This window comes from Xanthomonas boreopolis (genome assembly GCF_046529185.1).
Taxonomy (GTDB): Bacteria; Pseudomonadota; Gammaproteobacteria; order Xanthomonadales; family Xanthomonadaceae; genus Pseudomonas_S; species Pseudomonas_S boreopolis.
The window spans coordinates 1,428,473-1,452,018 of sequence record NZ_CP097162.1 but is presented as its reverse complement, the minus strand read 5'-3'; the positions used below and the strand labels follow the sequence as shown (position 1 = coordinate 1,452,018).

16 protein-coding genes are annotated in these 23,546 nt (G+C 71.1%); 8 read left to right on the top strand and 8 right to left on the bottom strand.

Going from position 1 to position 23,546, the window contains the following annotated elements; translation table 11 throughout:
• Positions 1-9: 9 nt before the first annotated feature.
• From M3M27_RS06420 to M3M27_RS06410, 3 genes are all read right to left on the bottom strand, one after another.
• Positions 10-684 (bottom strand): YitT family protein, encoded by a 675-nt coding sequence (locus M3M27_RS06420; RefSeq protein ID WP_434027968.1) that lies wholly within the window; start codon positions 682-684, stop codon positions 10-12.
• A gap of 177 nt (positions 685-861) precedes the next feature.
• Positions 862-1,992: a PilT/PilU family type 4a pilus ATPase gene (locus M3M27_RS06415; protein WP_140719071.1), complete on the bottom strand. Its 1,131-nt coding sequence runs from the start codon at positions 1,990-1,992 to the stop codon at positions 862-864.
• 142 nt (positions 1,993-2,134) lie between these two features.
• Positions 2,135-3,172 carry a type IV pilus twitching motility protein PilT gene (locus M3M27_RS06410; RefSeq protein WP_140719072.1) on the bottom strand — a complete coding sequence of 346 codons (1,038 nt, stop codon included), beginning with the start codon at positions 3,170-3,172 and terminating at the stop codon, positions 2,135-2,137.
• A gap of 123 nt (positions 3,173-3,295) precedes the next feature.
• Here M3M27_RS06410 and M3M27_RS06405 point away from each other — a divergent pair, with 123 nt between their 5' ends.
• Positions 3,296-3,946, top strand: a complete 651-nt coding sequence (locus tag M3M27_RS06405) for a YggS family pyridoxal phosphate-dependent enzyme (protein ID WP_434027515.1) — start codon at positions 3,296-3,298, stop codon at positions 3,944-3,946.
• A gap of 43 nt (positions 3,947-3,989) precedes the next feature.
• A complete protein-coding gene (gene proC / locus M3M27_RS06400; RefSeq protein ID WP_434027514.1) occupies positions 3,990-4,841 on the top strand; it encodes a pyrroline-5-carboxylate reductase in 852 nt (283 codons plus the stop codon).
• A 222-nt stretch (positions 4,842-5,063) separates the two neighbouring features.
• Here proC and soxR read toward each other — a convergent pair whose 3' ends face one another.
• Complete coding sequence (gene soxR / locus M3M27_RS06395; protein ID WP_140719075.1) at positions 5,064-5,498, bottom strand: redox-sensitive transcriptional activator SoxR; 435 nt, start codon at positions 5,496-5,498, stop codon at positions 5,064-5,066.
• 79 nt (positions 5,499-5,577) lie between these two features.
• Here soxR and M3M27_RS06390 point away from each other — a divergent pair, with 79 nt between their 5' ends.
• Positions 5,578-6,951: an MFS transporter gene (locus M3M27_RS06390; protein WP_434027513.1), complete on the top strand. Its 1,374-nt coding sequence runs from the start codon at positions 5,578-5,580 to the stop codon at positions 6,949-6,951.
• A 10-nt stretch (positions 6,952-6,961) separates the two neighbouring features.
• On the opposite strand, the gene pdxH is transcribed toward M3M27_RS06390, so the two are convergent.
• Entirely contained in the window at positions 6,962-7,561 is a 600-nt protein-coding gene (gene pdxH / locus M3M27_RS06385) for a pyridoxamine 5'-phosphate oxidase (protein WP_434027512.1), read from the bottom strand.
• A gap of 177 nt (positions 7,562-7,738) precedes the next feature.
• On the opposite strand from pdxH, the gene M3M27_RS06380 reads away from it, so the two are divergent.
• The 5 genes from M3M27_RS06380 to mdtD all read left to right on the top strand — a co-directional run bounded on the left by M3M27_RS06380 (position 7,739) and on the right by mdtD (position 12,708).
• Complete coding sequence (locus M3M27_RS06380) at positions 7,739-8,281, top strand: shikimate kinase (protein WP_140719078.1); 543 nt, start codon at positions 7,739-7,741, stop codon at positions 8,279-8,281.
• Positions 8,254-9,393: a 3-dehydroquinate synthase gene (gene aroB / locus M3M27_RS06375; protein ID WP_434027511.1), complete on the top strand. Its 1,140-nt coding sequence runs from the start codon at positions 8,254-8,256 to the stop codon at positions 9,391-9,393. Before M3M27_RS06380 ends, aroB begins: the two co-directional genes overlap by 28 nt.
• A 59-nt stretch (positions 9,394-9,452) precedes the next feature.
• Complete coding sequence (locus M3M27_RS06370; protein WP_140719080.1) at positions 9,453-9,707, top strand: WGR domain-containing protein; 255 nt, start codon at positions 9,453-9,455, stop codon at positions 9,705-9,707.
• Between the two features lie 9 nt (positions 9,708-9,716).
• Positions 9,717-10,781 carry a uroporphyrinogen decarboxylase gene (gene hemE / locus M3M27_RS06365; RefSeq protein WP_140719081.1) on the top strand — a complete coding sequence of 355 codons (1,065 nt, stop codon included), beginning with the start codon at positions 9,717-9,719 and terminating at the stop codon, positions 10,779-10,781.
• 505 nt (positions 10,782-11,286) lie between these two features.
• A complete protein-coding gene (gene mdtD / locus M3M27_RS06360; protein ID WP_140719082.1) occupies positions 11,287-12,708 on the top strand; it encodes a multidrug transporter subunit MdtD in 1,422 nt (473 codons plus the stop codon).
• A gap of 13 nt (positions 12,709-12,721) precedes the next feature.
• Here the strand turns inward: mdtD and M3M27_RS06355 are convergent, their stop codons facing one another.
• From M3M27_RS06355 to M3M27_RS06345, 3 genes are all read right to left on the bottom strand, one after another.
• On the bottom strand, positions 12,722-16,294 hold the full coding sequence (locus tag M3M27_RS06355; RefSeq protein ID WP_434027967.1) for a two-component regulator propeller domain-containing protein: 3,573 nt from the start codon (positions 16,292-16,294) through the stop codon (positions 12,722-12,724).
• 11 nt (positions 16,295-16,305) lie between these two features.
• Positions 16,306-19,884 (bottom strand): ATP-binding protein, encoded by a 3,579-nt coding sequence (locus tag M3M27_RS06350; RefSeq protein WP_434027510.1) that lies wholly within the window; start codon positions 19,882-19,884, stop codon positions 16,306-16,308.
• A gap of 84 nt (positions 19,885-19,968) precedes the next feature.
• Positions 19,969-23,532 (bottom strand): hybrid sensor histidine kinase/response regulator, encoded by a 3,564-nt coding sequence (locus tag M3M27_RS06345; protein ID WP_434027509.1) that lies wholly within the window; start codon positions 23,530-23,532, stop codon positions 19,969-19,971.
• Positions 23,533-23,546: the final 14 nt, after the last annotated feature.

The window sequence follows — 23,546 nt, the reverse complement described above, 5'->3', positions numbered from 1 at the left end:
CCTGGCGCATCACACGCCCATGTAGCGGTGCGGCCGATGGTTGAACATCAACACCAGGCTCAGCATCAACGCACCCACCGCCGAATACAGCACCTTCTGCGGCGTCAGCACGAAGAACGCCGCGCAGATCAGCACCGCGTCGAAGGCCATCTGCACCTTGCCCGCGCTCCAGCCGCGCTCGCGCTGCAGATATACCGCCAGGATGCCCACGCCGCCCAGGCTGGCGCGATGGCGGATGAAGAACAGGATGCCCAGCCCGACCAGCGACCCGCCGACCAGCGCCGAGTACAGTGGCGCCATGTGCGAATAGCCGGCCCAGCGCGGCAGCAGATCGGTCAGCAGACCGCATGCCCCCACCGCCGCGAAGGTCTTGAGCGTGAACTCCCAGCCCATGCGCCGCACCGACAGCCAGTAGAACGGCAGGTTCACCAGCACGAACACCAGGCCGAAGTTCCAGTCCAGCGCGTAGTGCAGCAGGAACGCCACCCCGGCCATGCCGCCGATCATGATCCCGCCCTTGGCGAACACCGCCAGCCCGAGCGAGGCCACCAGCGTCGCCAGCAGCATGCCCTGCACGTCCTCGGCGACCGAGTGATGGAACGCGCGGTCGTCGGCCGGCGTGCCGGCCGAATCGGGCGGCGGCGTCAACGGGCCGGCGGTGACGACGGCGCCGTCGTCGGGCAACGGTTCCTGCTCCGGACGCAGGTCGGAATCGGGGAGGCTCACGGGAGGGGGTACTGCGGTGGGGGACGATATTAGACATCATCCCGGGCATCGGTTACATCCGAAACCGGTTCCGCTCCATGAACGCCCGGACGCAAGGCCGCCCTGCGGCCTTGCGGGGGCCCGGCCGCGCAAGGCTCAGCGCACTTCGGCGATCTCCACCCCATCCAACCCCTGCGCCAGGGTCTTGGCGTCGCCGCCCTGGGAGAGCTTGATGCGCAGGCGCACCTCGTTTTGCGAGTCGGCGTAGCGCAGGGCGTCCTCGTAGCTGATCTCGCCGGCCTGGTACAGCTCGAACAGGCTCTGGTCGAAGGTCTTCATGCCGAGGTTGGTGGATTCCTTCATCACTTCCTTGAGCTTGTGGATCTCGCCGTCGCGGATGTAGTCCTGCACCAGCGGCGTGCCGAGCAGGATCTCCAGGGCGACGCGCCGGCCCTTGCCATCCGGGGTCGGCACCAGCTGTTGCGCGACCACGCCCTTGAGGTTGAGCGAGAGGTCCATCAGCAGCTGCTGGCGGCGGTCTTCCGGGAAGAAGTTGATGATGCGGTCCATCGCCTGGTTGGCGTTGTTGGCGTGCAGCGTGCACAGCACCAGGTGGCCGGTCTCGGCGAAGGCGATGGCATGGTCCATGCCCTCGCGGGTGCGCACCTCGCCGATCATGATCACGTCCGGGGCCTGGCGCAGGGTGTTCTTGAGCGCGTTCTCCCAGCTGTCGGTGTCGATGCCGACCTCGCGCTGGGTGATGATGCAGCCTTCGTGCTTGTGCACGAACTCGATCGGGTCCTCGATGGTGATGATGTGGCCGGTCGAGTTCTGGTTGCGGTAGCCGATCATCGCCGCCAGCGAGGTCGATTTGCCGGTACCGGTGGCGCCCACGAAGATGATGATGCCGCGCTTGGTCATCGCCAGCGTCTTGATCACCGGCGGCAGGTTCAGCTCGTCCACGCTGGGGATGCGCGTCTCGATCCGGCGCAGCACCATGCCGACCTGGTTGCGCTGGTAGAAGCACGACACGCGGAAGCGGCCGACGCCGGCCACGCCGATGGCGAAGTTGCACTCGTGGGTCTTCTCGAACTCCTCGCGCTGCGAGGGCGTCATCACGTTCAGCACCAGGTCGCGGCTCTGCTGCGCGGTCAGCGGCGTCTGCGTGATCGGGCTGATCTTGCCGTGCACCTTGATCGACGGCGGCATGCCCGCGGTGATGAACAGGTCCGACGCCTTCTGGTGCGCCATCAGCTTGAGGAACGAGGTGAAGTCGATGGTGCTCATGGGTGGCTCCTGGGAGGAGCCGTGATTCGTGATTCGTGATTCGTGATTCGGAAAAGCGGGAATCCCCCGTTTTCGCCCACCAATCACCACTCAGAACCCCGGCTTTTGACTAATCACAAATCACGGATCACCAATCACTGCCCTACTCGAACAAGCGCTTGTCCTTGGCGTACTCGCGGGCCTGGTTGCGGGTGATCAGGCTGCGCTTGACCAGGTCCTGCAGGTGCTGGTCGAGGGTCTGCATGCCGTACTGCTGGCCGGTCTGGATCGCCGAGTACATCTGCGCGACCTTGTCCTCGCGGATCAGGTTGCGGATGGCCGGGGTGCCGACCATGATCTCCCACGCCGCGGTGCGGCCGCCGCCGACCTTCTTCAGCAGCGCCTGCGAGATCACCGCGCGCAGCGATTCGGACAGCATCGAGCGCACCATCGGCTTCTCGCCGGCCGGGAACACGTCGATGATGCGGTCGATGGTCTTGGCCGCCGAACTGGTGTGCAAGGTACCGAACACCAGGTGGCCGGTCTCCGCGGCGGTCAGCGCCAGGCGGATGGTCTCCAGGTCGCGCAACTCGCCGACCAGGATGATGTCCGGGTCCTCGCGCAGCGCCGAGCGCAGCGCCTCGTTGAAGCCGTGGGTGTCGCGGTGCACCTCGCGCTGGTTGATCAGGCACTTCTGCGAGGTGTGGACGAATTCGATCGGGTCCTCGACGGTGAGGATGTGGCCGTACTCGTTCTTGTTGATGTAGTCGATCATCGCCGCCAGCGTGGTCGACTTGCCCGAGCCGGTCGGCCCGGTCACCAGGATCAGGCCCTGCGGCTGCTCGATCAGCTGGCGGAAGATCGGCGGGCAGCCCAGGTCCTCCAGGGTCAGCACCTCGGAGGGAATGGTGCGGAACACCGCGCCGGCGCCGCGGTTCTGGTTGAAGGCGTTGACGCGGAAACGCGCCAGCGACGGGATCTCGAACGAGAAGTCGACCTCGAGGAACTCCTCGTAGTCGCGGCGCTGCTTGTCCGACATGATGTCGTACACCAGCGCATGGACCTGCTTGTGGTCGAGCGCGGGAATGTTGATGCGGCGCACATCTCCGTCGACGCGGATCATCGGCGGCAAGCCTGCGGACAGGTGCAGGTCCGACGCCTTGTTCTTGACGGAAAACGCCAATAGTTCAGCGATATCCATACGCTGCTTTTCCCCTGGGCTGCGACTGGAAGGATTTTTCCCCGGCCGGCAGTATAGCGTTCCCGCTTATCGCTGGAAGGCGCCGACGTGCCGGTTTCATCGCTACGACAGATCCTTTCGGACATGGACGCCGCGGCCCGCGCCGCAGGCCGGCCGGCCGCCGCGCTGCTGGCGGTGTCCAAGACCCAACCGGCCGCGGCGGTGGCCGCGCTCGCGGCGCAGGGCCAGCGCGCGTTCGGCGAGAACTACGTGCAGGAAGCGGCGGCCAAGATCGCGCAGCTGCAAGCGCTGGGGCTGGAATGGCACCTGATCGGGCACCTGCAGTCCAACAAGGCCGAACAGGCCGCCCGCCTGTTCGACTGGGTGCAGACCGTGGACCGGCCGAAACTGGTCGCCGCACTGGCGAAATACCGTCCCGCCGAACGCGCGCCGCTGAACGTGCTGATCCAGGTGAACATCGACGACGAGACCAGCAAGCACGGCTGCACGCCCGAGCAGGTGCCCGCGCTGGCCGCGGCGATCGCCGCCGAGCCGCGCCTGGCGCTGCGCGGGCTGATGGCGATCCCGGCGCCGTATCCGCAGGTCGAGCGCCGCCGCGACGCCTTCCGTCGCATGCGTGCCCTGTTCGATGCGACCGCGGCCCGGCACCCGCAGGCCGACACCTTGTCGATGGGCATGAGCGGCGATTTCGCCGAGGCCATCGCCGAAGGTGCGACGATGGTGCGGGTCGGCACGGCGCTGTTCGGAAGCCGCGTCCCGGCAAGCCCCGCCTGACCCGCCCTGCCACTTTCGTCCCTCTTCGCCAGCGCAGATCGCCATGACCCATTCCAGTCCCCAGCCCCCCGTCCCGAGTCCCGGCCCCGCCATCGCCTTCATCGGCGGCGGCAACATGGCGCGCAGCCTGATCGCCGGCCTGGTACGGCAAGGCGTGCCGGGCGGGCGCATCCAGGTCGCCGAGCCCATGGAAGCGCTGCGCGACGCCTTGGCGCGCGAGTTCGGCGTGCGTACGTTCGCCTCGGCGGACGCGGCGATCACCGGCGCGGACACCTGGGTCATGGCGGTCAAGCCGCAGGTGATGCGCAGCGTATGCGCCGGCCTGGCGGACGCGGCGCGGAACCAACCGCTGGTGGTATCGATCGCCGCCGGCATCACCGGCACCCAGCTCGACCGCTGGCTCGGAGGCGGCCAGGCGGTGGTCCGGGCGATGCCCAACACGCCCGCGCTGCTCGGTGCCGGCGTCACCGGGCTCCACGCCAATGCCCGCGTCAGCGCGGCGCAGCGCGAACAGGCCGAGCGCCTGCTGGCCAGTGCGGGGGCGACGGTGTGGATCGAGGACGAGGCCCGCATGGACGCCGTCACCGCCGTGTCCGGCAGCGGCCCGGCCTATGTGTTCCTGCTCGCCGAGGCGATGGAAGCGGCGGCGCTCCAGCAAGGCCTGCCCGCCGAGGCCGCGCGCACCCTGGTGCTGCAGACCGTGCTCGGCGCCGCGCGCATGCTGACCGAGGCCGGCGAGGCGCCGGCGGAACTGCGCCGGCGCGTCACCTCGCCCAACGGCACCACCCAGGCGGCGATCGAGACCTTCCAGGCGGGCGGCTTCGAAGCGCTGACCGCCAAGGCCATCGCCGCGGCCACGACGCGCGGCCGCGAGTTGTCGGCGGCGAACGACTGAACCGCTGATTCCCCACGGCCTCCGACTTCCCGGACCTCCCACCATCCCGCTTGGCTCCTTGTGGGAGGGACTTCAGTCCCGACGGAGGCCCGTGTTGAATCCACGCACATGGAGGTGCGGGTGCCAGAGGGACCTGCACAAAAGCCCCGTCGGGACTGAAGTCCCTCCCACAAAGAAAATTCCTCCCGCAGCCGCGAGCGCCGATCCACGCGGCCCCGCGCTTCAGCCGCCGCCCCAACGCCGCGGCCCGTCGCCCTGCTCGCCCAGCGCATCGCCCGGGTTGGCCAGCCGGCAACGCTGCAGCGACAGGCAACCGCAGCCGATGCAGTCGGTCAGCTGGTCGCGCAACTGCTGCAGCCTGGCGATGCGCTCGTCCAGTTCGTTGCGCCACAGCGCCGACATCCGCGCCCAGTCCGCGCGGGTCGGCGGACGCTGCCGCGGCAGCACCGCGAAGGCCTTGGCGACCGCTTCCAGCGGGATGCCGACGCGCTGCGCGACGCGTATCACCGCCAGCCGGCGCAGCACGTCGCGGGCGTAGCGGCGCTGGTTGCCGCTGGTGCGCAGGCTGTGGATCAACCCCTTGCGTTCGTAAAAGTGCAGCGCGGACACCGCCACGCCGCTGCGGTGCGCCACTTCGCCCACGCTCATCTCCGCCATCGCTTGACCTCGACCTTGGTTGAGGTTGGATGCTGCGCGCCCCGTCCCCCGGGTGCAAGCGTTCAGGAGACGTTGCCGCATGAGTTCCACTCCCCTCCCCCAGGCATGCCCCGGCCCGGCTGCGGATTCGGTCATGGCCGCGCCGTACCGGGCCGCGACGTCGGGCATGGTCGCGCTGGTTTCGCTCGGCGCCTTCGAAGCGCTGGCGGTGGCGACCGCGATGCCGACCGTGGCGCGCGAACTGGACGGACTGCGCCTGTATGCGATGGCGTTCGGCGGCATGCTCGCGGCCAGCGTGGTCGGCATGACCCTGGCCGGCCGCAGCGGCGACCGCCATGGCCCGGCGCGGCCGTTGTGGAGCGGCCTGGCCACGTTCCTGTGCGGCTTGCTGCTGGCCGGCCTGGCGCCTTCGATGCCATGGCTGATCGCGGGCCGGGTATTGCAGGGGCTGGGGGCCGGCGCGATGTCGGTCGCGCTGTACGTGCTGGTCGGGCGCCTGTATCCGCCGGAACTGCAGCCGCGGGTGTTCTCCGCGTTCTCCGCCGGCTGGGTGCTGCCCTCGCTGGTCGGCCCCGCGCTGGCCGGGCTGATCGTGCAGCATGCGGGCTGGCGCTGGATCTTCCTGGGCGTGCCCGCGATCGCGATCCCGGCCGCGGCGTTGCTGTATCGCCCGTTGGCGAAGTTGCCGCCGGCGCCGCACCGGGACGCCGGGACGCCGCCGCTGTGGCCCTGGGCGACGGGCGCCGCGGTCGGCGTGTTGGCGATGTACGTCGGCGGGCAGTCGCGCGGCGGCGGCGCGCTGGCGGCGATGGCGATCGCCGCGCTGGTACTGCTCGCCTGCGTGTACCGGCTGTTGCCGGCCGGCACGTTGCGCGCGGCGCGCGGCCTGCCCAGCGTGGTCCTGCTGCGCGGGCTGGCACCGGCGGCGTTCTTCGGCTGCGAGGCGTTCGTGCCGCTGCTGCTGTCGCGCGAGCGCGGCCTCTCGCCGGCGCTGGCGGGCATCGCCCTGAGCGTCGGCGCCTTCAGCTGGTTCTGCGGTTCCTGGTACCAGGGCCATTACGCCGGCAGCCGTCCGCGCCAGCGCTTGATCGCGCTGGGCGCCGCCACGCTGGCGGCCGGCATCGGCCTGACCGCGCTGGCGATCCATCCGGCGGTGCCCGTCGCGGTCGCCGTGGCCGGCTGGGGCTTGGCGGGCGCGGGCATGGGCCTGGTCTACCCGAGCCTGTCGGTCCTGGTGCTGCAACTGTCGCCGCCGGGCACGGAAGGCCGCAACAGCTCCGCATTGCAACTGTGCGAAGCAGTCGCGGTCGCGACCATGCTGGCGGTGGGCGGCTCGCTGTTCGCGATGATGCTGGACCAGCGCCCCCGGCTCGGTTACCTGCTGGCCTTCGGGTTGGCCCTCGCGCTGGCGCTGCTGGCCGGCGCGCTGGCAGGCCGCACGCGGGCGCGCTGACTGGCCCGTATCAGGGGTACAGCATGCGCTTGGACCAGCGCCCGCCGGCATCGCGGTCGTAGCGCCAGCGCTCGTGCAGCCGGAACCGGGCGCCGTACCAGAACTCGAAGCGGCCGGGCACGATCCGGAAGCCGCTCCATCCCTCCGGGCGCGGCACCTCGCGCCCTTCGAAGCTGGCCTCCACCTTGGCCAGGCGCTCCTCGAACTCCTCGCGCGAGGCCAGCGTCTGCGACTGCATCGAGGCCCACGCGCCGATCTGGCTCATGCGCGGACGCGAGGCGAAGTAGGCGTCGGCCTCGGCCGCGGACACCAGCTGCGCCTCGCCCTCGATCCGCACCTGCACGCCGGCCTCGCGCAGGCCGCGCCACAGGAACAGCAGCGCGACCTGCGGGTTGAGCTGGATCTCGCGGCCCTTGGGGCTGTCCAGGTGCGTGTAGAACACGAAGCCGCGTTCGTCGAACCCCTTGAGCAGCACCGTGCGCGCGCTCGGCCGCCCCTCGAGGCTGGCCGTGGCGACGGTCATCGCGTTGGGTTCGAGTTCGCCGGCGCGCTGGGCTTCCTCGTAGAGCTGGGCGAAGGTGGAGACGGCTTCGGCAAGTAGATCGGTCATGGTCACGGCGGGCTTGCGGTTTCCGCCTATTGTGGCCGCAAGGCCCCGGGCACGCACACGACGGGGATCGGGACGCCGGCAGGCACTGCGCGAACCGTGCGCCGCCGCGCGCGGCCGGCGACGGTTTCATCCGTCAGCAAAGGCGAAGCCGGCGCCCGCGGGTGCTAGCATGCCGCGATGAATCCCGCTCCGAATCTCGTGATGGTCGGCCCGATGGGTGCAGGCAAGAGCTGCATCGGCCGACGGCTGGCCGAGCGCTTCGGCCTGCAGTTCGTCGACGTCGACCAGGCCATCGTCGAGCACGCCGGCGCCAGCATCCCGGCGATCTTCGATCACTCCGGCGAGGCGGGTTTCCGCGAACACGAGCGCACCGTGCTGGCACGGATCCTGGCCGGCGACGGCCAGCTGGTGTCCACCGGCGGCGGCGCGGTGCTGGACGCCGACAACCGCCGGCGGATCCGCGAGCGCGGCTTCGTGGTCTACCTCAGCGTCGGCGTGGAGACGCAGCTGGAACGGCTGGCGCGGGACCGCAGCCGGCCGCTGCTGCAACGCGACGACCGCGAACAGGTGCTGCGCGACCTGGCGCAGGTGCGCGCACCGCTCTACCGCGAGGTCGCCGACCTCGTCCTGGACACCGACCGGCTTTCCGCCGGCGAGGCCACCGCGCAGCTGGTGCTGCGGCTGGCCGCGCAATGGCAGATTTCGAGTACCGCTGCATGATCGACGCCCCCTCCCCACGCACCGTCGACGTCGGCGGCGCGCCTCCCTACACCATTGCCATCGGCCCGGGCCTGCTGGACGACGGCGCCCGCCTGGCCGCGCACGTACGCGGCCGCCACGTGCTGGTGCTGAGCGATTCCTCGGTCGCGCCGCTGTACGCCTGGCGCGTGCGCGAGGCCTTGCTGCAGGCCCGCCCGGACCTGCTGGTCGGCGAACTGGTGATCGCGGCCGGCGAGGCCTCCAAGACGCTCGCCACCTTCGGCTCGGCGATCGCCGCGCTGGCCGAGCTGGGCGCGACCCGCGACGCCTGCGTGTTCGCGCTCGGCGGCGGCGTGGTCGGCGACCTGGCCGGCTTCGCCGCGGCCTGCTGGATGCGCGGCATCGACTGCGTGCAACTGCCGACCACGCTGCTGGCGATGGTCGACTCCTCGGTCGGCGGCAAGACCGCGGTGGACATCCCGCAGGGCAAGAACCTGGTCGGCGCGTTCCATCCGCCGCGCGCGGTGATCGCCGACACCGCGACGCTGCACACCCTGCCCGCCCGCGAACTGCGCGCGGGGCTGGCCGAGGTGATCAAGTACGGCGGCATCCGCGACCCGCTGTTCTTCCAGTGGCTGCATGCCGAACGCGAGGCGCTGCTGGCCGGCGACCACGCCGCGCTGGCGCAGGCGATCGCGCGCAGCTGCGAACACAAGGCCGAGATCGTCGAGCGCGATCCGCTGGAGAAGGGCGAACGCGCCCTGCTCAACCTCGGCCACACCTTCGGCCATGCGATCGAGACCGAGCAAGGCTACGCCAGCCCCGGCAGCGACAACCTGGTGCACGGCGAGGCGGTCGCGGTCGGCATGGTGCTCGCCGCGCGCCTGTCGGCGGCGCTGGGCATGGCGCCGGAGGCCGATACCGAAGCGCTGCGCACGCTGCTGGAACGCTACGGCCTGCCCACCGCGATCCCGGCCGGGCTGGAGCCGGATCGCCTGCTCGCCCGGATGCGGCTGGACAAGAAGAACCTCGCCGGCCGGCTGCGGCTGGTGCTCTGGCGCGGCATCGGCAAGGCCGAGGTGGTGCCGGACGTGGACGAAGCGGCGGTGCTGGACGTGCTGCGCGCCGGCTGAGGCCCGCCGCCGCCCGCGGGGTCAGCTGGACGTCACCCGCAGCGGCTACAATTCGCGCCATGCGCGTATTCCTGCAACAACTCCCGGTCGGCGAGGACTCGCCCCGCTACGTCCAGCTGACCCTGCAACCGGACCTGTTCGGCGGCTGGGAGCTGCTGCGCGAGAGCGGCCAGATCGGCGGCCGCGCGCAATTGCGGCGCGAGCAGTTCCTGCTGCAGGACGAGGCCCACCGCGCCTTCGAGAAGGCACGCGACGCGCAGCTCAAGCGCGGTTTCCAAGTCATGTTCACCCGTGGCGCCGATGCGCCGCGCTGAGGACCTTCCATGCTGAAGAACGACCGCCTGCTGCGCGCCCTGCGCAGGCAACCCGTGGACTGCACCCCGGTCTGGCTGATGCGCCAGGCGGGACGCTACCTGCCCGAGTACCGCGCCACCCGGGCCAAGGCCGGCAGCTTCCTCGGCATGGCCAAGAATCCCGAGGTCGCCTGCGAGATCACGCTGCAACCGCTGCGGCGCTTCCCGCTGGACGCGGCGATCCTGTTCTCCGACATCCTCACCGTGCCCGACGCGATGGGGCTGGAACTGTATTTCGTCGAAGGCGAAGGCCCGCGCTTCCGCCACCCGGTCCGCGATGCCGAGGCCGTCGCCCGGCTGGCGGTGCCGGACATGGAGACCGAACTGCGCTACGTGATGGACGCGGTGCGGCTGATCCGCCGCGAGCTGGACGGCAGCGTGCCGTTGATCGGCTTCGCCGGGAGCCCGTGGACGCTGGCGTGCTACATGGTCGAAGGCGGCGGCAGCAAGGACTACGCGAGGATCAAGGCGATGGCGCTCGACGCGCCGGAGCTGCTCCACGGGCTGCTGGGCGTGGTCACCGACGCCGTGATCGCCTACCTGGGCGCGCAGCGCGCGGCCGGCGCGCAGGTCCTGCAGGTGTTCGACACCTGGGGCGGCGTGCTGAGCCCGGCGATGTACCGCGAGTTCTCGCTGCCCTACCTGGCCCGCATCGCGCGCGGGCTCGAGCGCGGCGAAGGCGAGGCGCGCACGCCGCTGATCCTGTTCGGCAAGGGCACCGGCGGCTACGTCGAGGAGCTGGCCGCCACCGGCGCCGATGCGATCGGCGTGGACTGGACGATCGACATCGGCGAGGCCGCCCGCCGCACCGGCGGCAAGGTCGCGCTGCAGGGCAACCTCGATCCCGCCGTGCTGTACGGCGCGCCCGAGGCGATCCGCCGCGAGGCCGGCCGGGTGCTGGACAGCTACGCGGCCGGCAACGGCGGCTCGCGCGAGGGCCACGTGTTCAACCTCGGCCACGGCATGTCGCCGGACATGGACCCGGAGCACGCCGCGGCGCTGGTCGAAGCGGTGCACGAACTGAGCAGGCGCTGATACTTCGATTGGCCGGAACCGGCACGAGCACGAAGGGCGATGGCCGCTCGTTGCGGATCTTTGATCGCGGTTGGCCTGGTCCGGTACGGTCCGTCGCGGGCGGCCTGAAAGCCGCTGGGTCCCCGTCTTCGCGGGGGCGGCGGGAGGAAGGCTCGCGGGAACTCCACGCGGACGCCGTGCGGCGTCGCTCCTGCGGTGCGCGTGCCCGAGCGAAGATGCGCTTCGCAGCTGCCGCATGATGGATCGAAGTGGCCCGTCCGGGAGGACGAAAGTTTTCGCTTCCAGGCCAAAAAGCACCCTCGTCCGCCCTTCGGGCACCTTCTCCGGTAACGGGAGAAGGAACCTCCGTGCCATCAGGCAACGCCGGCAAAGCTCGTCGGGACGGAAGTCCCTCCCACAACAGCGATGGATGTCGCCGGGCTCGCGCCTGCCGTGCCCCTGCGCACGCATCGCCTGCACATCCCCTGCCGGATAATCCGCCTCTTCCCAGGCCGCGATCCGCCCCATGAGCCAGCCAGTCCCGCTCCAGCCCGACTACAACGCGATCAAACCGTTGTTGTGGCTGGTATCGCTGGCGATCTTCATGCAGATGCTGGACGGCACCATCGTCAACACCGCCCTCCCGGCGATGGCGCGCAGCCTGCACGAAAGCCCGCTGCAGATGCAGTCGGTGGTGTTCTCCTACGCGCTGGCGGTGGCGATGTTCATCCCCGCCTCGGGCTGGATCGCGGACCGCTTCGGCACCCGCCGCACGTTCCTCGCCGCCATCATCGTGTTCACGCTCGGCTCGCTGTTCTGCGCGCTCTCGCAGTCGCTGGCGCAACTGGTCGCCTCGCGCGTGCTGCAGGGCATCGGCGGCGCGATGCTGCTGCCGGTCGGCCGCCTGGCGGTGCTGCGCTCGGTCCCGCGCGAGGACTTCCTGCGCGCGATGAGCTTCATCGCGATCCCGGCCCTGATCGGCCCGCTGGTCGGCCCCACGCTGGGCGGATGGCTGGTGGAGATCGCCTCCTGGCACTGGGTGTTCCTGATCAACCTGCCGATCGGCGCGATCGGTTTCGCCGCCGCGCTGAAGGTGATGCCGGACCACTACGGCGAGCAGCGCCAGCGCTTCGACCTGCCCGGCTACCTGATGCTGGCGTTCGGCATGGTCGCGCTCTCGCTGGCGCTGGACGGCATCTCCGAACTGGGCCTGCGCCATGCCTTCGTGATGCTGCTGGCGATCGGCGGGCTCGCGGCGTTGGCCGGCTATTGGCTGCACGCCGCCACCTCGTCCGCGCCGCTGTTCCCGCTGGCGCTGTTCAAGGTCACCAGCTACCGCATCGGCATCCTCGGCAACCTGTTCTCGCGGGTCGGCAGCGGCTCGATGCCGTTCCTGATCCCGTTGCTGCTGCAGGTCGGCCTCGGCATGAGCCCGATGAACGCCGGCCTGATGATGGTGCCGGTGGCCTTGGCCGGCATGGCCTCCAAGCGTGCGGCGGTCAGGCTGGTCAGCCGGTTCGGCTACCGCCGCGTGCTGATGGTCAACACGGTGCTCGTCGGCGTGATGATGGCCAGCTTCGTGCTGGTGGTGCCGGGCCAGCACCTCGCCTGGCGCCTGCTGCAACTGGCGCTGTTCGGCGCGGTCAACTCGCTGCAGTTCACCGTGATGAACACCGTCACGTTGCGCGACCTCGACCGCCAGCTGGCCAGCCCCGGCAACAGCCTGCTGTCGATGGTGATGATGCTGGCGACGGGCTTCGGCGCCGCCGCGGCAGGCAGCCTGCTGGCGGCCTTCAGCCACCACCTGGGCACGCATGCCGACGCCACCGCCGCGCTGCACGCCACGTTCGTCTGCGTCGGCGCGATCACGCTGACCTCGACACTCATCTTCTGGCAGCTGGCCGATACCCGGCCGCATCCGCACACGGTGGAAGAAGTGGCGGAGTAAGCTCCGCCGCGCCTCACCCCGCCGCGCGCATCACCCCGGCCAACGCCTCGGCCAGCATCTCGCCCGTGACCGGCTTGCGCAGGAAGGCATCGAAGCCGGCCTCCCGCGCGGCCGGCTCGGCCCGCTCGTCGGAACGGGCGGTCACCGCGACCAGCGGCATCGCATGGCCGAACAGGCGCAGCTGGCGCGCCAGCGCGAAGCCGTCCAGGCCCGGCAGGTCGAGATCGAGCAACGCCACGTCGAAGTGGTGCTCGGTGGTCTCGGTCAACGCGGCGAGCCCATGCGGCGCGTGCACGATGGCGTGTCCCTGGGCGCGCAGCAGGCCGGCGATGACCTCGGCGACGGTGTCGTCGTCCTCCACCAGCAGGATCCGCAACGGCGCGATGGGCGCGATCGGGCGCGCCACCGCTTCGTCCCGCGCGACCGGCGCGGGTACCCAGCGCAGCGGCAGGTCGACGATGAAGCGGGTGCCTGCCCCGAGGCGGCTGACCACTTCGATGTGCCCGCCCATCGCCACGGCGAGCTCCTGGCAGATCGCCAGCCCCAGGCCGCTGCCGCCGTAGCGCGAGTTCGCGCGCGCGCTCTCGCCCTGCTCGAAGCGCTGGAACAACCGCTCGCGTTGCTCGGCATTGATGCCAGGCCCCGTGTCGGCGACCTCGAAGCGCAGGCCCTTGTGGGAGCCGAGCGTGGTGAGCTTGAGCACCACCAGCCCGCGCTCGGTGAACTTGATCGCATTGCCCAGCAGGTTCAGCAGGATCTGCCTTACGCGGGTGGCATCGCCGTTGGCGACGATGTCGCCGCTCAGGCCGACCTCGACGTTGAAGCCCAGTCCGCGGTCGCGCGCCAGCGGTTCCATCAGCCCCTGCACTTCGTCGACCAGTTGCCGCACCAGGAAGGGCTGCAGGTCCAGTTCCAGGCGCCCGGATTCGATCCTGGCCAGGTCCAGGGCATCGTTGACCAGCCTCAGCAGGTGCGCCCCGGCCCGCCGGATCGCGTCGATGTAGCTGCGCTGCCGCTCGTCCAGGTCGGTATTGAGCAGCAGCTCGCTCATGCCGAGCACGCCGGTCATCGGGGTGCGCACCTCGTGGCCGAGCGTGGCCAGGAAGCGGGTCTTGGCCAGCGAGGCCTGTTCGGCCAGTTCCTGCTTGTGGATCGCCAGTTGCAAGGCGTGCAGGCGTTGCAGGCGGCGCCGGTACAGCATGATCGCCAGCGCGATGCCCGCCGCCGCGAGCAACGCCAGGGCCAGCAGGCCCCAGGGGCTGCGCCACCACGGCGGCAGCACCTGGAAACGCAGCGTCTGCACCTTGGACCAGACGCTGTCGGCGGTGCGCGCCTGCACTTCCAGCGTGTAGTGGCCGGCCGGCAGGCGCGAGAACAGGCGTTCGCCGCCGGAGCCGACATCGACCCAGTCCGGGTCGTAGCCGCTGAGGCGGAAGCGGTAGCTGATGGAGTCGGAATCGGCGAAGGACAGCATGCGCGCGACGATGTGCAGGTCGCGGTCGCCGTCCTGGACCACCAGGGGCCGCATGTGGGTCACGTCCAGGCCGCTCTCGCCGCGGCGCAGGCCGACCCGCTCGATCATCAGCGGCGGTTGCCGCGTGGAAGGCCGGACCCGCGAGGGATCGAACAGCACGAGCCCGTCCGGGGTGGCTCCCATGATCTGCCCCTTGACCGACTGCAACAGGGTATGCGGCCGGAACTGCTGGTTGGGCAGGCCGTCGTGCACGCCGTAGACGCGGATCGCCCGGCTGGCGGGATCGACCCGGATCAGGCCGCGCGCGCTCGACAGCCAGGCCACGCCATCGGGGTCCACCACCAGGCTGCCCGGCACCAGGACCGGGAACTCCTGCGCCGCCCCGATGCTGTCCAGCAGCTGCAGCCGGCCGTCCTGCCACAGGTATTGCTGCAATCGCCCCAACCCGGCCAGCCAGGCGATGCCGCTGTCGGTGACGCGGAACGCATACACCGGCGTGCCGGGCGTACCGGGCACGGCCAGGAAGCGGTCCCGCGCCTCGTTCCACGCCAGCAACCCGCGCGAACTCCCCAGCCACAGCGTGCCGTCCGGCCCCGTGCGCATGTCGTTGACGATCATGCCCTGGGACAACCCGTGGCTGCCCAGCGGCAACAGGCGCCGTACGCGCCCCTCCAGGTCGCGCACCTGGAAACCGCCGTTGGCCGAGTACAGCCACAAGCGGTCGCCTACCTGGCGCATCAGGTCCGGCGCTTCGATGGGCGCGGGGTCGACGGGGTCGTCGTCGTGCCAGCGCCGCACCGCGCCATCGCGAGGGTCGTAGCGCACCAGCGAGCCGCGCAGGCCGATCCATACCCGGCCGTTGCCGTCCTCGGTGACGGTGCTGGGCCACTTCAGGCCGTCGATCGGCGCGATGTGGTGCTCCACCGCGCCGGTGGAAGGATCCAGCCGGTCCAGCGCGCCGCGGGTACCGACCAGCCAGAACCGGCCGTCGGCGGAATTCGCCGCCGCCAGCGCGTAAGGATTGGCGGGCGTGGACGGATCCTCGCGGCGGTTGGCCAGCACCGCGAACTGCTGCCAGTTCGGAGGCAGGTGCCACAGTCCGGTATTGGGGCTGGCGAACCACAGGCCGCCTTCGCGGTCCTGGTAGGCGCTGGTCCAGTTGGGCTTGACCAGGCCATGCGCGGAGACGCTGTACAGCGGCACGTTGCGCAACTGGCCCTCGGCGGCGCGGCCGAGGCCGTCGAGCGTGTCCAGCCAATAGGCGCCGCTGCGATCGCGCAGCAGCATCTTCAGCACCGTGGTGCCGGAACCGGCATGCGCCCAGGGCTGCTCCTCCAGCGTGCCGTCCGGCCGCCGCACCAGCATCCGCCCGAAGGAATCGGCCAGCCACAGGCTGCCGTCGGCCTCGGTGGTGATCCCGTTGTTGATCCGGCCGGGCGGCAAGGCCAGGCGTTCGAAATCGCGCCCGGTCCAGCGCGCCACGGCATTCGACGTGGAGATCCACAAAGTGCCGTCCGGGGTGTTGGCGAGGAAGTTGACCGCCATGTCCGGCAGGCTGCGCGGATTGCCCGGCTCCGGCTGGAAGCGCTGCATCTTCCCGTCCGGCGGCAATCGGTACAGCCCGGACGCGGACGTGCCGAACCAGATGCTGCCGTCGGGCGTGGAGGTGATGCACCAGACCGCGCCGCCGAGCATCTGCGGATAGCCGCGATGGTCGTAGAAATGGAAGCGCTGGCGCGCGGCGTCCAGCATCACCATCCCAGCGTTCTCGGTGCCGATCCAGACCCGGTTGCGCTCGTCGACGTGCACGGCCCAGATGCGGTTGTCGCGCAGACCGTCCTCGATGCGCCAGATCCGGTAGCTGCGCCCGTCGTAGCGGGCCAGGCCGTCGTCCGTGGCCAGCCACAGGTAGCCGTACGCGTCCTCGGCGAAATCGTTGATCGAGTTGGACGGCAGTCCGTCGGCGACGGTGAGCTGGCGCGGCTGCGGCGTGGCGGGCAACACCGTCCTGGCCCAGCCCGGCACGGACAGGAGCAGCACGCACGCCAGCCAGGCGCCGAGCCATCCGCGTGCCGCCCGGCATGGGCGGCGCGCAGGCCCCGCTTGCTCCATCGACGCCATGGTCAGCTCCCCGCCACCAGTTGCTGCGCCTGCAACGCCCCGTCGAGTTCCGCCAGGGTACGCTGCCGCGCCTGCTGCGCGTGCGCGTCGGCGATCGCGGCCAACAGCATTTCCGCGGTCACCGGCTTGCGCACGAACGCCTCGAATCCCGCCGCCTGCGCCTGCTGCTCGGCGTCGGCATCGGAACGCGCGGTGACGGCGACCAGCGGGAACTCATGGCCCAGCGCGCGCAACTGCGCGGCCAGGGCGAAGCCATCCAGCCCGGGCAGGTCGAGGTCGAGCAGGCCGACGTCGAAACTCCCCTGCGCGGTTTCGGCCAGCGCCGCCAATCCATGCGCGGCATGCACCACGGCATGGCCGCGCGAGGCGAGCAGGCCGACGATGACCTCGGCGACGGTGGCGTCGTCCTCCACCAGCAGCACGCGCAGCGGCGCGCCCGACGCGGCCGCGCCGGCGGGCGCGGACTCCGGCATCGCCGCATCGAGGCGCCACGGCAGCGGCAGTTCGACGGTGAAGCGGGTGCCGCGGCCGAGCTGGCTGTCGATGTGGATGCTGCCCTGCATCGCCACGGCCAGTTCCTGGCAGATCGCCAGGCCCAGGCCGCTGCCGCCGTAGCGCGACGCGGTGCGCGCGCCCTCGCCCTGCTCGAAGCGCTGGAAGATCCGCGCCTGCTGCTCGGCGTTGATGCCGGGGCCGGTATCGCTGACCGCGAAGCGCAGCGTGCCGCGGGCATCGTCCTGCGCCGCTGCCAGCCCGACGCTGCCGCGCTCGGTGAACTTGATCGCGTTGCCGAGCAGGTTCATCAGCACCTGGCGCAGCCGGGTGGCGTCGCCTTCGACGACGAGGTCCGCCGGTACGTCGAGCGCGCGCTCGAACGCCAGGCCGCGCGACTGCGCGATCGGCTCCATGAAATCGGCCAGTTCCTCCAGCACCTGGCGCAACGCGAACGGCTTGTGCTCCAGCTCCAGCTTGCCGGCCTCGATGCGCGCCAGGTCGAGCGCGTCGTTGACCAGCCGCAGCAGGTGCAGGCCGGCCAGGCGGATCGATTCGACGTGCGCGCGCTGGCGCGGTTGCAGCGGGGTATCGAGCAACAGCTCGCTCATGCCGAGCACGCCGGTCATCGGTGTGCGCACCTCGTGGCCGAGCGTGGCCAGGAAGCGGGTCTTGGCCAGCGAGGCCTTCTCCGCCAGTTCCTGGCGCTGCTTCGACAAGGCCATCTCCTGGCGCGAACGCTGGCGCCGCCGCGACGCGCGCACCGCCCACCAGCCCAGCAAGGCCAGCAGCAGGGCCAGGGCGGCCAGCGCCGGCCAGCTGCGCCACCACGGCGGCAGCACCTTCACGTCCAGCGCCTGCGCCGGCGTCCAATCGTTCTCCACGCCGCGCGCCTGTACTTCGATCCGGTAATGCCCGGCCGGCAATCGCGACAGCACGCGCACGCCCTGGTGGTCCTGTTCCACCCAGTTCTGGTCGTAGCCTTCCACCCGGTAGCGGTAGCGGGTGCGCCGGGGATTGACGTACGACAGCAATCGCGCGGCGATGCGCAGGTCGCGGTCCTCGGCCTTCAGCACCGGCAGCGCGGCCGGGGACAGCGGCGCGGCATGTTCGGCATCGCCGCGGCGCACGTCCATCGACTCGATCACCAGCGGCGATGGCGGCAGCGGCGGGAACCGGCGCGCGGGCTCGAACTCCACCAGCCCGCTCGCCGTCCATGCCAGCACTTGCCCGTAGGCGTTGGCCGCGGGCGGCCGGATCGAGAACTCGGCATCCGGCAGGCCGTCGTCGGCGGTGAACACGCGCACCCGCGGCTGGCCCGGCAGGTACTGCACCATGCCGCGCGGCGTAGTCGCCCATACCGAGCCGTCCGCGCCGGCCACGATTCCCCCGATCTCGGTGGCGGGCATGCCCTGCGCGGCATCGATGCGCTGCTGGCGCTCCAGCGCGCGGCCATCCCATCGGTAGCGCTCGATGGCGCCGGCGCGCGCCACCCACAGCGTATCCGGCGCGACGAAGACGAAGTCGTAGACCAGGCCCGCGGCCAAGCCCGGCACCGGCTCGAAGCGCTCGCCCGTCCAGGCGCGCAAGGCTTCGGCGCTCGCCACCCATAGCCGGCCGTCCGGCCCGTGGCGCAATTGCTCGACCTGGCCTTCCGGCAGCCCGCGCCCATCCTCGAAGGCGATGCTGTCCAGTACCCGGCCATCCGCGGCGCGGTGCTGCACGCCACCGCCGGACACCGACATCCACACGCTGCCGTCGGGCGCGGCGCGCAACAGGTCGACCAGCTTGAAGCCTTCCTCGCCGAAGCCTGTGAGCAGGTCCTGGCTGCGCCCGCTGGCAGGGTCGTAGATCGTCAGCCGCCCCGGGCGGCCCAGCCACAACCGGCCATCCGGCATCGGCAGCACCGAGCGCACCGTGCCCTTGCCGATCGCGTCGAGGCCGACGACCCGGCGGATGCCGCCATCGGCCTGCAGGCGATACACGCCCTGCGAGGTCGCGACGAGGAAATCGCGGCCCTGCGCCGCCGCGTTGACCATGAACAGGCTTTCCAGCGACTGCCCTTCCGCTTCCAGGAAGGTGGAGAAGCGCTGCCATCCCGGAGGCAGGTAGGCCAGTCCCTGGTTGATCAACCCGAACCAGACCCCGCCCTCGTGGTCCTGCAGGATGTCCAGCACTCCGCTGTTGCCCGTGAGGAAACCGCTGCCGCGATCGCCCGCCATCAGCCGCAACTGGCCATCGCCGTCGCGGAACAGGCCGTCGGCGGAGCCGATCCAGTAACCGCCGTTGCGATCGTGCACGACCGCACCGGCACGCAGCTCGCCACTCTTGGGCCACGGCGCCGGCACCGCCCGGTCGTCGGCCGAGATCCGGAACAGGCCGCTGCCGCTGCCGGCCCACACCGTCCCGTCGGCCTCGACGCTGACCTTCATGATCGAACGTTCGCCCAACTGCGGCACCGCGATGCGGGTGAAGCGGCCGCGCTCCATCCGCACCAATCCGGCGCCGGTGCCGATCCAGAGCCGGCCGCGCCCGTCGGTCGCCATGCTGTAGACGGTGTCGCTGGGCAGCGCCTCGGGGTTGCCGGGGTCGGCGCGATAGACGGTGACCTGGCCCCGTTCGTCGCGCCGGCATATCCCCGCCTCGCTGGTGCCGACCCACAGCGCCTGTTCGGCATAGGCCAGCGCCCACGGCTGCGAACGGCAGGCCGCGTCCACGTCCGGAAACTGCCGTACCGCATCCCGCCCGGCGTCCAGCATGCCCAGGCCGCCGCCGTTGGTGCCGACCCAGACGCGATCGAGCGGATCGACCAGCAGCGTCTCCACGCTGTTGGCCGGCAGCGAGGCCGGATCGTCCGGCACGTGCCGCCAGGTCCGGAACTGCAGGCCGTCGTAGCGCGCGAGACCGTCGTCGGTGGCCACCCAGATGTAGCCCTGGCGATCCTGCGCCAACGCCAGCACCATCCGCGAGGGCAAGCCCTCGGCCACGCCGAGCCGGCGCATGCGCGGGGTCTCCACGCCGGCCGCGGATGCGTCGACGGCCGCCCACGCAAGCAGCATGGCCAGCCAACATGCGATGGCGGTCTTCATCGGCCGCGCGTCCCCCTGGTGGTGTCGAACCATCCACGCATGATCGTTTTCCTGGTGTCCCTGTTCGCGGGCCGCCGCATCCGTTCACTCATGGCGGTAGCGATCCACCATCGGCGAGCCCGCCCCGTCCAGTATGCCGGCCAACGCCTCCTCCAGCAGGTCGCCGGTCAACGGCTTGCGCAGGAAACCGTCGAAACCGGCGTCCAACGCATCGGGCTCGGCATCGGCATCGGAACGGGCGGTGATCGCCACCAGCGGGAACGCATGACCCATCGCGCGCAACTGCCGAACCAGCGCCAGGCCATCGAGCCCCGGCAGATCGAGATCGCAGAAACCGGCGTCGAACGCGCCCGACGCCACCTCCGCCAGCGCCGCCAGCCCGTGCACGGCGTGTATCACCTCGTGTCCGCGCGCGCGCAGCAGCCCGCCGATCACCTCGGCGACGGTCGGGTCGTCCTCCACCAGCAACAGCCGCAACGAACGCGCCGGCGAACGGGGCGCCATCCCTGCCGCGGCCGGGGCCGCGCCCGCCGACCAGCGCAGCGGCAATTCCACCTCGAAGCGCGTGCCCTGCCCGAGCGCGCTGTCGACATCGATGCGGCCTCCCATCGCGATCGCCAGTTCGCGGCAGATCGCCAGGCCCAGGCCGCTGCCCCCGTAGCGCGCCGCGGTGCGCGCGCCGTCGGCCTGTTCGAAGCGGCGGAACAACCGCTCGCGCTGCTCGACGCCGATGCCGGGGCCGGTATCGCGGATCTCGAACCAGATGCCGCTGCCGACGCCGCCGCCCGGCGGCCGTGCCGCATGCAGCGAGACATGGCCGCGCTCGGTGAACTTGATCGCGTTGACCAGCAGGTTGAGCAGGATCTGCTGCACGCGGTTGCTGTCGCCGTGCAGCGCGCGCGGCAGGTTCGGCTCGCTGCGGAACTCGAAGCGCAGGCCCTTGGCCTCGGCCATCGGCCGCACCAGCGCGCAGACCTGGTCGAGCATTTCCCGCAGGTCGAAGTTGCGCGCGTCCAGCGGCAGCTTGCCGGCCTCGATGCGCGCCAGGTCCAGCGCATCGTTGACCAAGCGCAGCAGGTGCTTGCCGGCCGACTGGATCGAAGCCGCGTAGCCGTGCTGGCGCGCATCCAGCGGCGTGGCCAGCAGCAGTTCCGCCATGCCGAGCACCCCGGTCATCGGCGTGCGCACCTCGTGGCCGAGCGTCGCCAGGAACCGGCTCTTGGCCTCGGAAGCATGCTCGGCCAGCTCGCGCTTGTGCTGTTCCAGCTGGCGCTCGCTGCGCACCCGCACCCGCCGCCGGTATAGCGCCGCCAGCAACACGGCGGACACGGCCACCACCGCCGCCAGCGCCGCCATGCCCCACCCGCTGCGCCACCATGGCGGCGCCACCGAGAAGCGCAGGGTGCGCACCTTCGAGGCATTGCCCGCCGCGTCCACGCCCTGCAAGTCCAGCGTGTAGTCGCCGGCCGGCAGCGCGGAGAACTCGCGCATGCCGGTCGTGCCCTGTTCCACCCAACCGGTGTCCAGGCCATGCAGCCAGGAACGATAGCGGTTGGCGGTGGGGTCGCCGAACGAGAGCAGGCGCATGCCGACCTGCAGTTGCCGGTCGTCGGCATGCAGGACGAAACCGTCGCCGGCCAGGTCCACGCGCCGGCCCTCGCGCAGCACGCTGGCTCCCTCCAGCATCATTTCCGGCGTGAACGGCGCCGGGTCCGGCATCGTCGTGTCCAGCAGCACCACGTAGCCGTCGGCGGTGCCGCCAACCAGCACGCCGTCCTGCGCCATCAGCAGGCAGCCATCGATGAACTCCTGGCTGGTGAGCCCGTCGCGCAAGCCGAAGCCGCGCAGGTGCGGCCGGTCCTGCGTGGCATCCACCCGCCACAGCCCGCGCTGGGTCGCCAGCCAGATCCGTCCCGCCGCATCCAGCTGCATGCCCATCGACTCCAGGGCCGGCAGTCCCTGGGCCGGGCCGATCGCGGTCTCGCGCACCCAGCGCGCGCCGTCGCGGCGCCAGCGCTCCAATCCGGCCATGCGATGCAGCCAGACATGCCGTGGATCGTTGAAGGCGAAGCCGTAGACGCGCGCGCCTTCCAGGCCCGGCACCGGCTCGAAGCGCCGCGTCCGCGGCTGCCATGCCGCCACGCCACCGCCGCCGGCCACCCAGATCCCGCCGTCGGGCCCCAGCCCGAGCTGCTCGACGTTGCTCTCGGTCGGCCCATGCCCGCCGGGGATCTCGTCGAGCAGCTTGCCGGTCTCGCCGTCGCGGTGCTGCAGTACGCCGAGCGTGGACACCCAGATGCTGCCGTCCTCGGCCTCCACCACCCAGTCCGGCGCGCCGTACTGGGGGCTGGGATCGGGGCCGCTCGGCGGCCACTCCCGGAACGCGCCGGTGCGCAAGTCCAGCCGCGCCAGGCCGCTGTCGAGATTGCCCAGCCACAGGCGGCCGCGCCGGTCCTCGTGCGCGGCGGTCACCTGCATCGAGCGCAGCTTGTCGTGCTGCCAGCCGGTCAGCGTCGCCTCGCCGGTCTGGATGTCGAAGCGCTGCAGCCGCCCCTGCGGATCGATCTGCCACAACCCGCCCGAGTGCGCCGCCGGCATCAGGCTGCAATAGATGCCATCGCCCAGGTCGTGCGGCGGGTGGAAGACCGCGGTGCGCTTCCAGTCCTCGCGCAGGTAGGCCAGGCCGCGGCCGTGGATCGGCACCCACAGCCCGCCATCGCCGCCGCGCAGCAGCGCCTGCACGTTGCGGCCGCTCACCAGCGGCGCCTCGCCGTCGAACACCGGTATCGGCGCCTGCTCGCCGCGCGTGCGCCACAAGCCCTTCTCCGTGCCCAGCCAGAACTCGCCGTCGCCGGCATCCACCACCGACCACAGCAGGTTGCCGCCGGCGAACATCGGCGCCCACGCCGGCGCCCGCCAATGCCCGTCCGCGCCGCGCCGGTAGATGCCCTTGGAGCTGCCTGCCCACAGCATGCCGCCGGTCCACGCCAGCGAATACACGCCGGCCCCGGGATCCGGCAGGTACTCGCGGTGCATGCGCTTCCCGTCGAACCAGGCCAGCCCTTCCGGCGTCCCCACCCAGAGCCGGCCGTCGCCATCCACCGCCAATGCCATCACGTGGCTGCGCGGCAATGGGTCCTCCATCCGGTCCAGGTCGAAGCGGGTGACGTGCCCCTCCGCATCGATGCGATGCACGTCGCCGCCGTAGTTCCCGAACCAGATCTCGCTGCCCCGGCCGGTGAGCACGAACACGTCGTCGTTGCTCATCCGCGGTTGGTTGGCGTGGTTGAACCGGCGGAAACCGGTGCGGGCGGCATCGAGCACGCTGATGCCCGCGCTCTCCGAGCTCACCCAGATCCGGTCCTGCGCGTCGATGTACAGCGTCTGCACCGAATTGCCGGCCAGCGAACGCGGGTCGGCCGGGTCGTGGCGCCAGACCTGGAAGCCGGTACCGTCGTAGCGCGCCAGGCCGTCGCCGGTCGCCAGCCACAGGTAGCCCGCCCGGTCCTGCGCCATCGCGGTGATCGAGCTGGACGGCAGGCCCGAGGTCGCGTCGATCAGGCGGAAGCGCGGCATCTGCGGCACCGCCGCCAGCGCGGGCAGGTGCAGCAGCAGCGCCACCGCCAGCAGGATTTTCAGCGCACGCATGGGCGTTCCTTCAC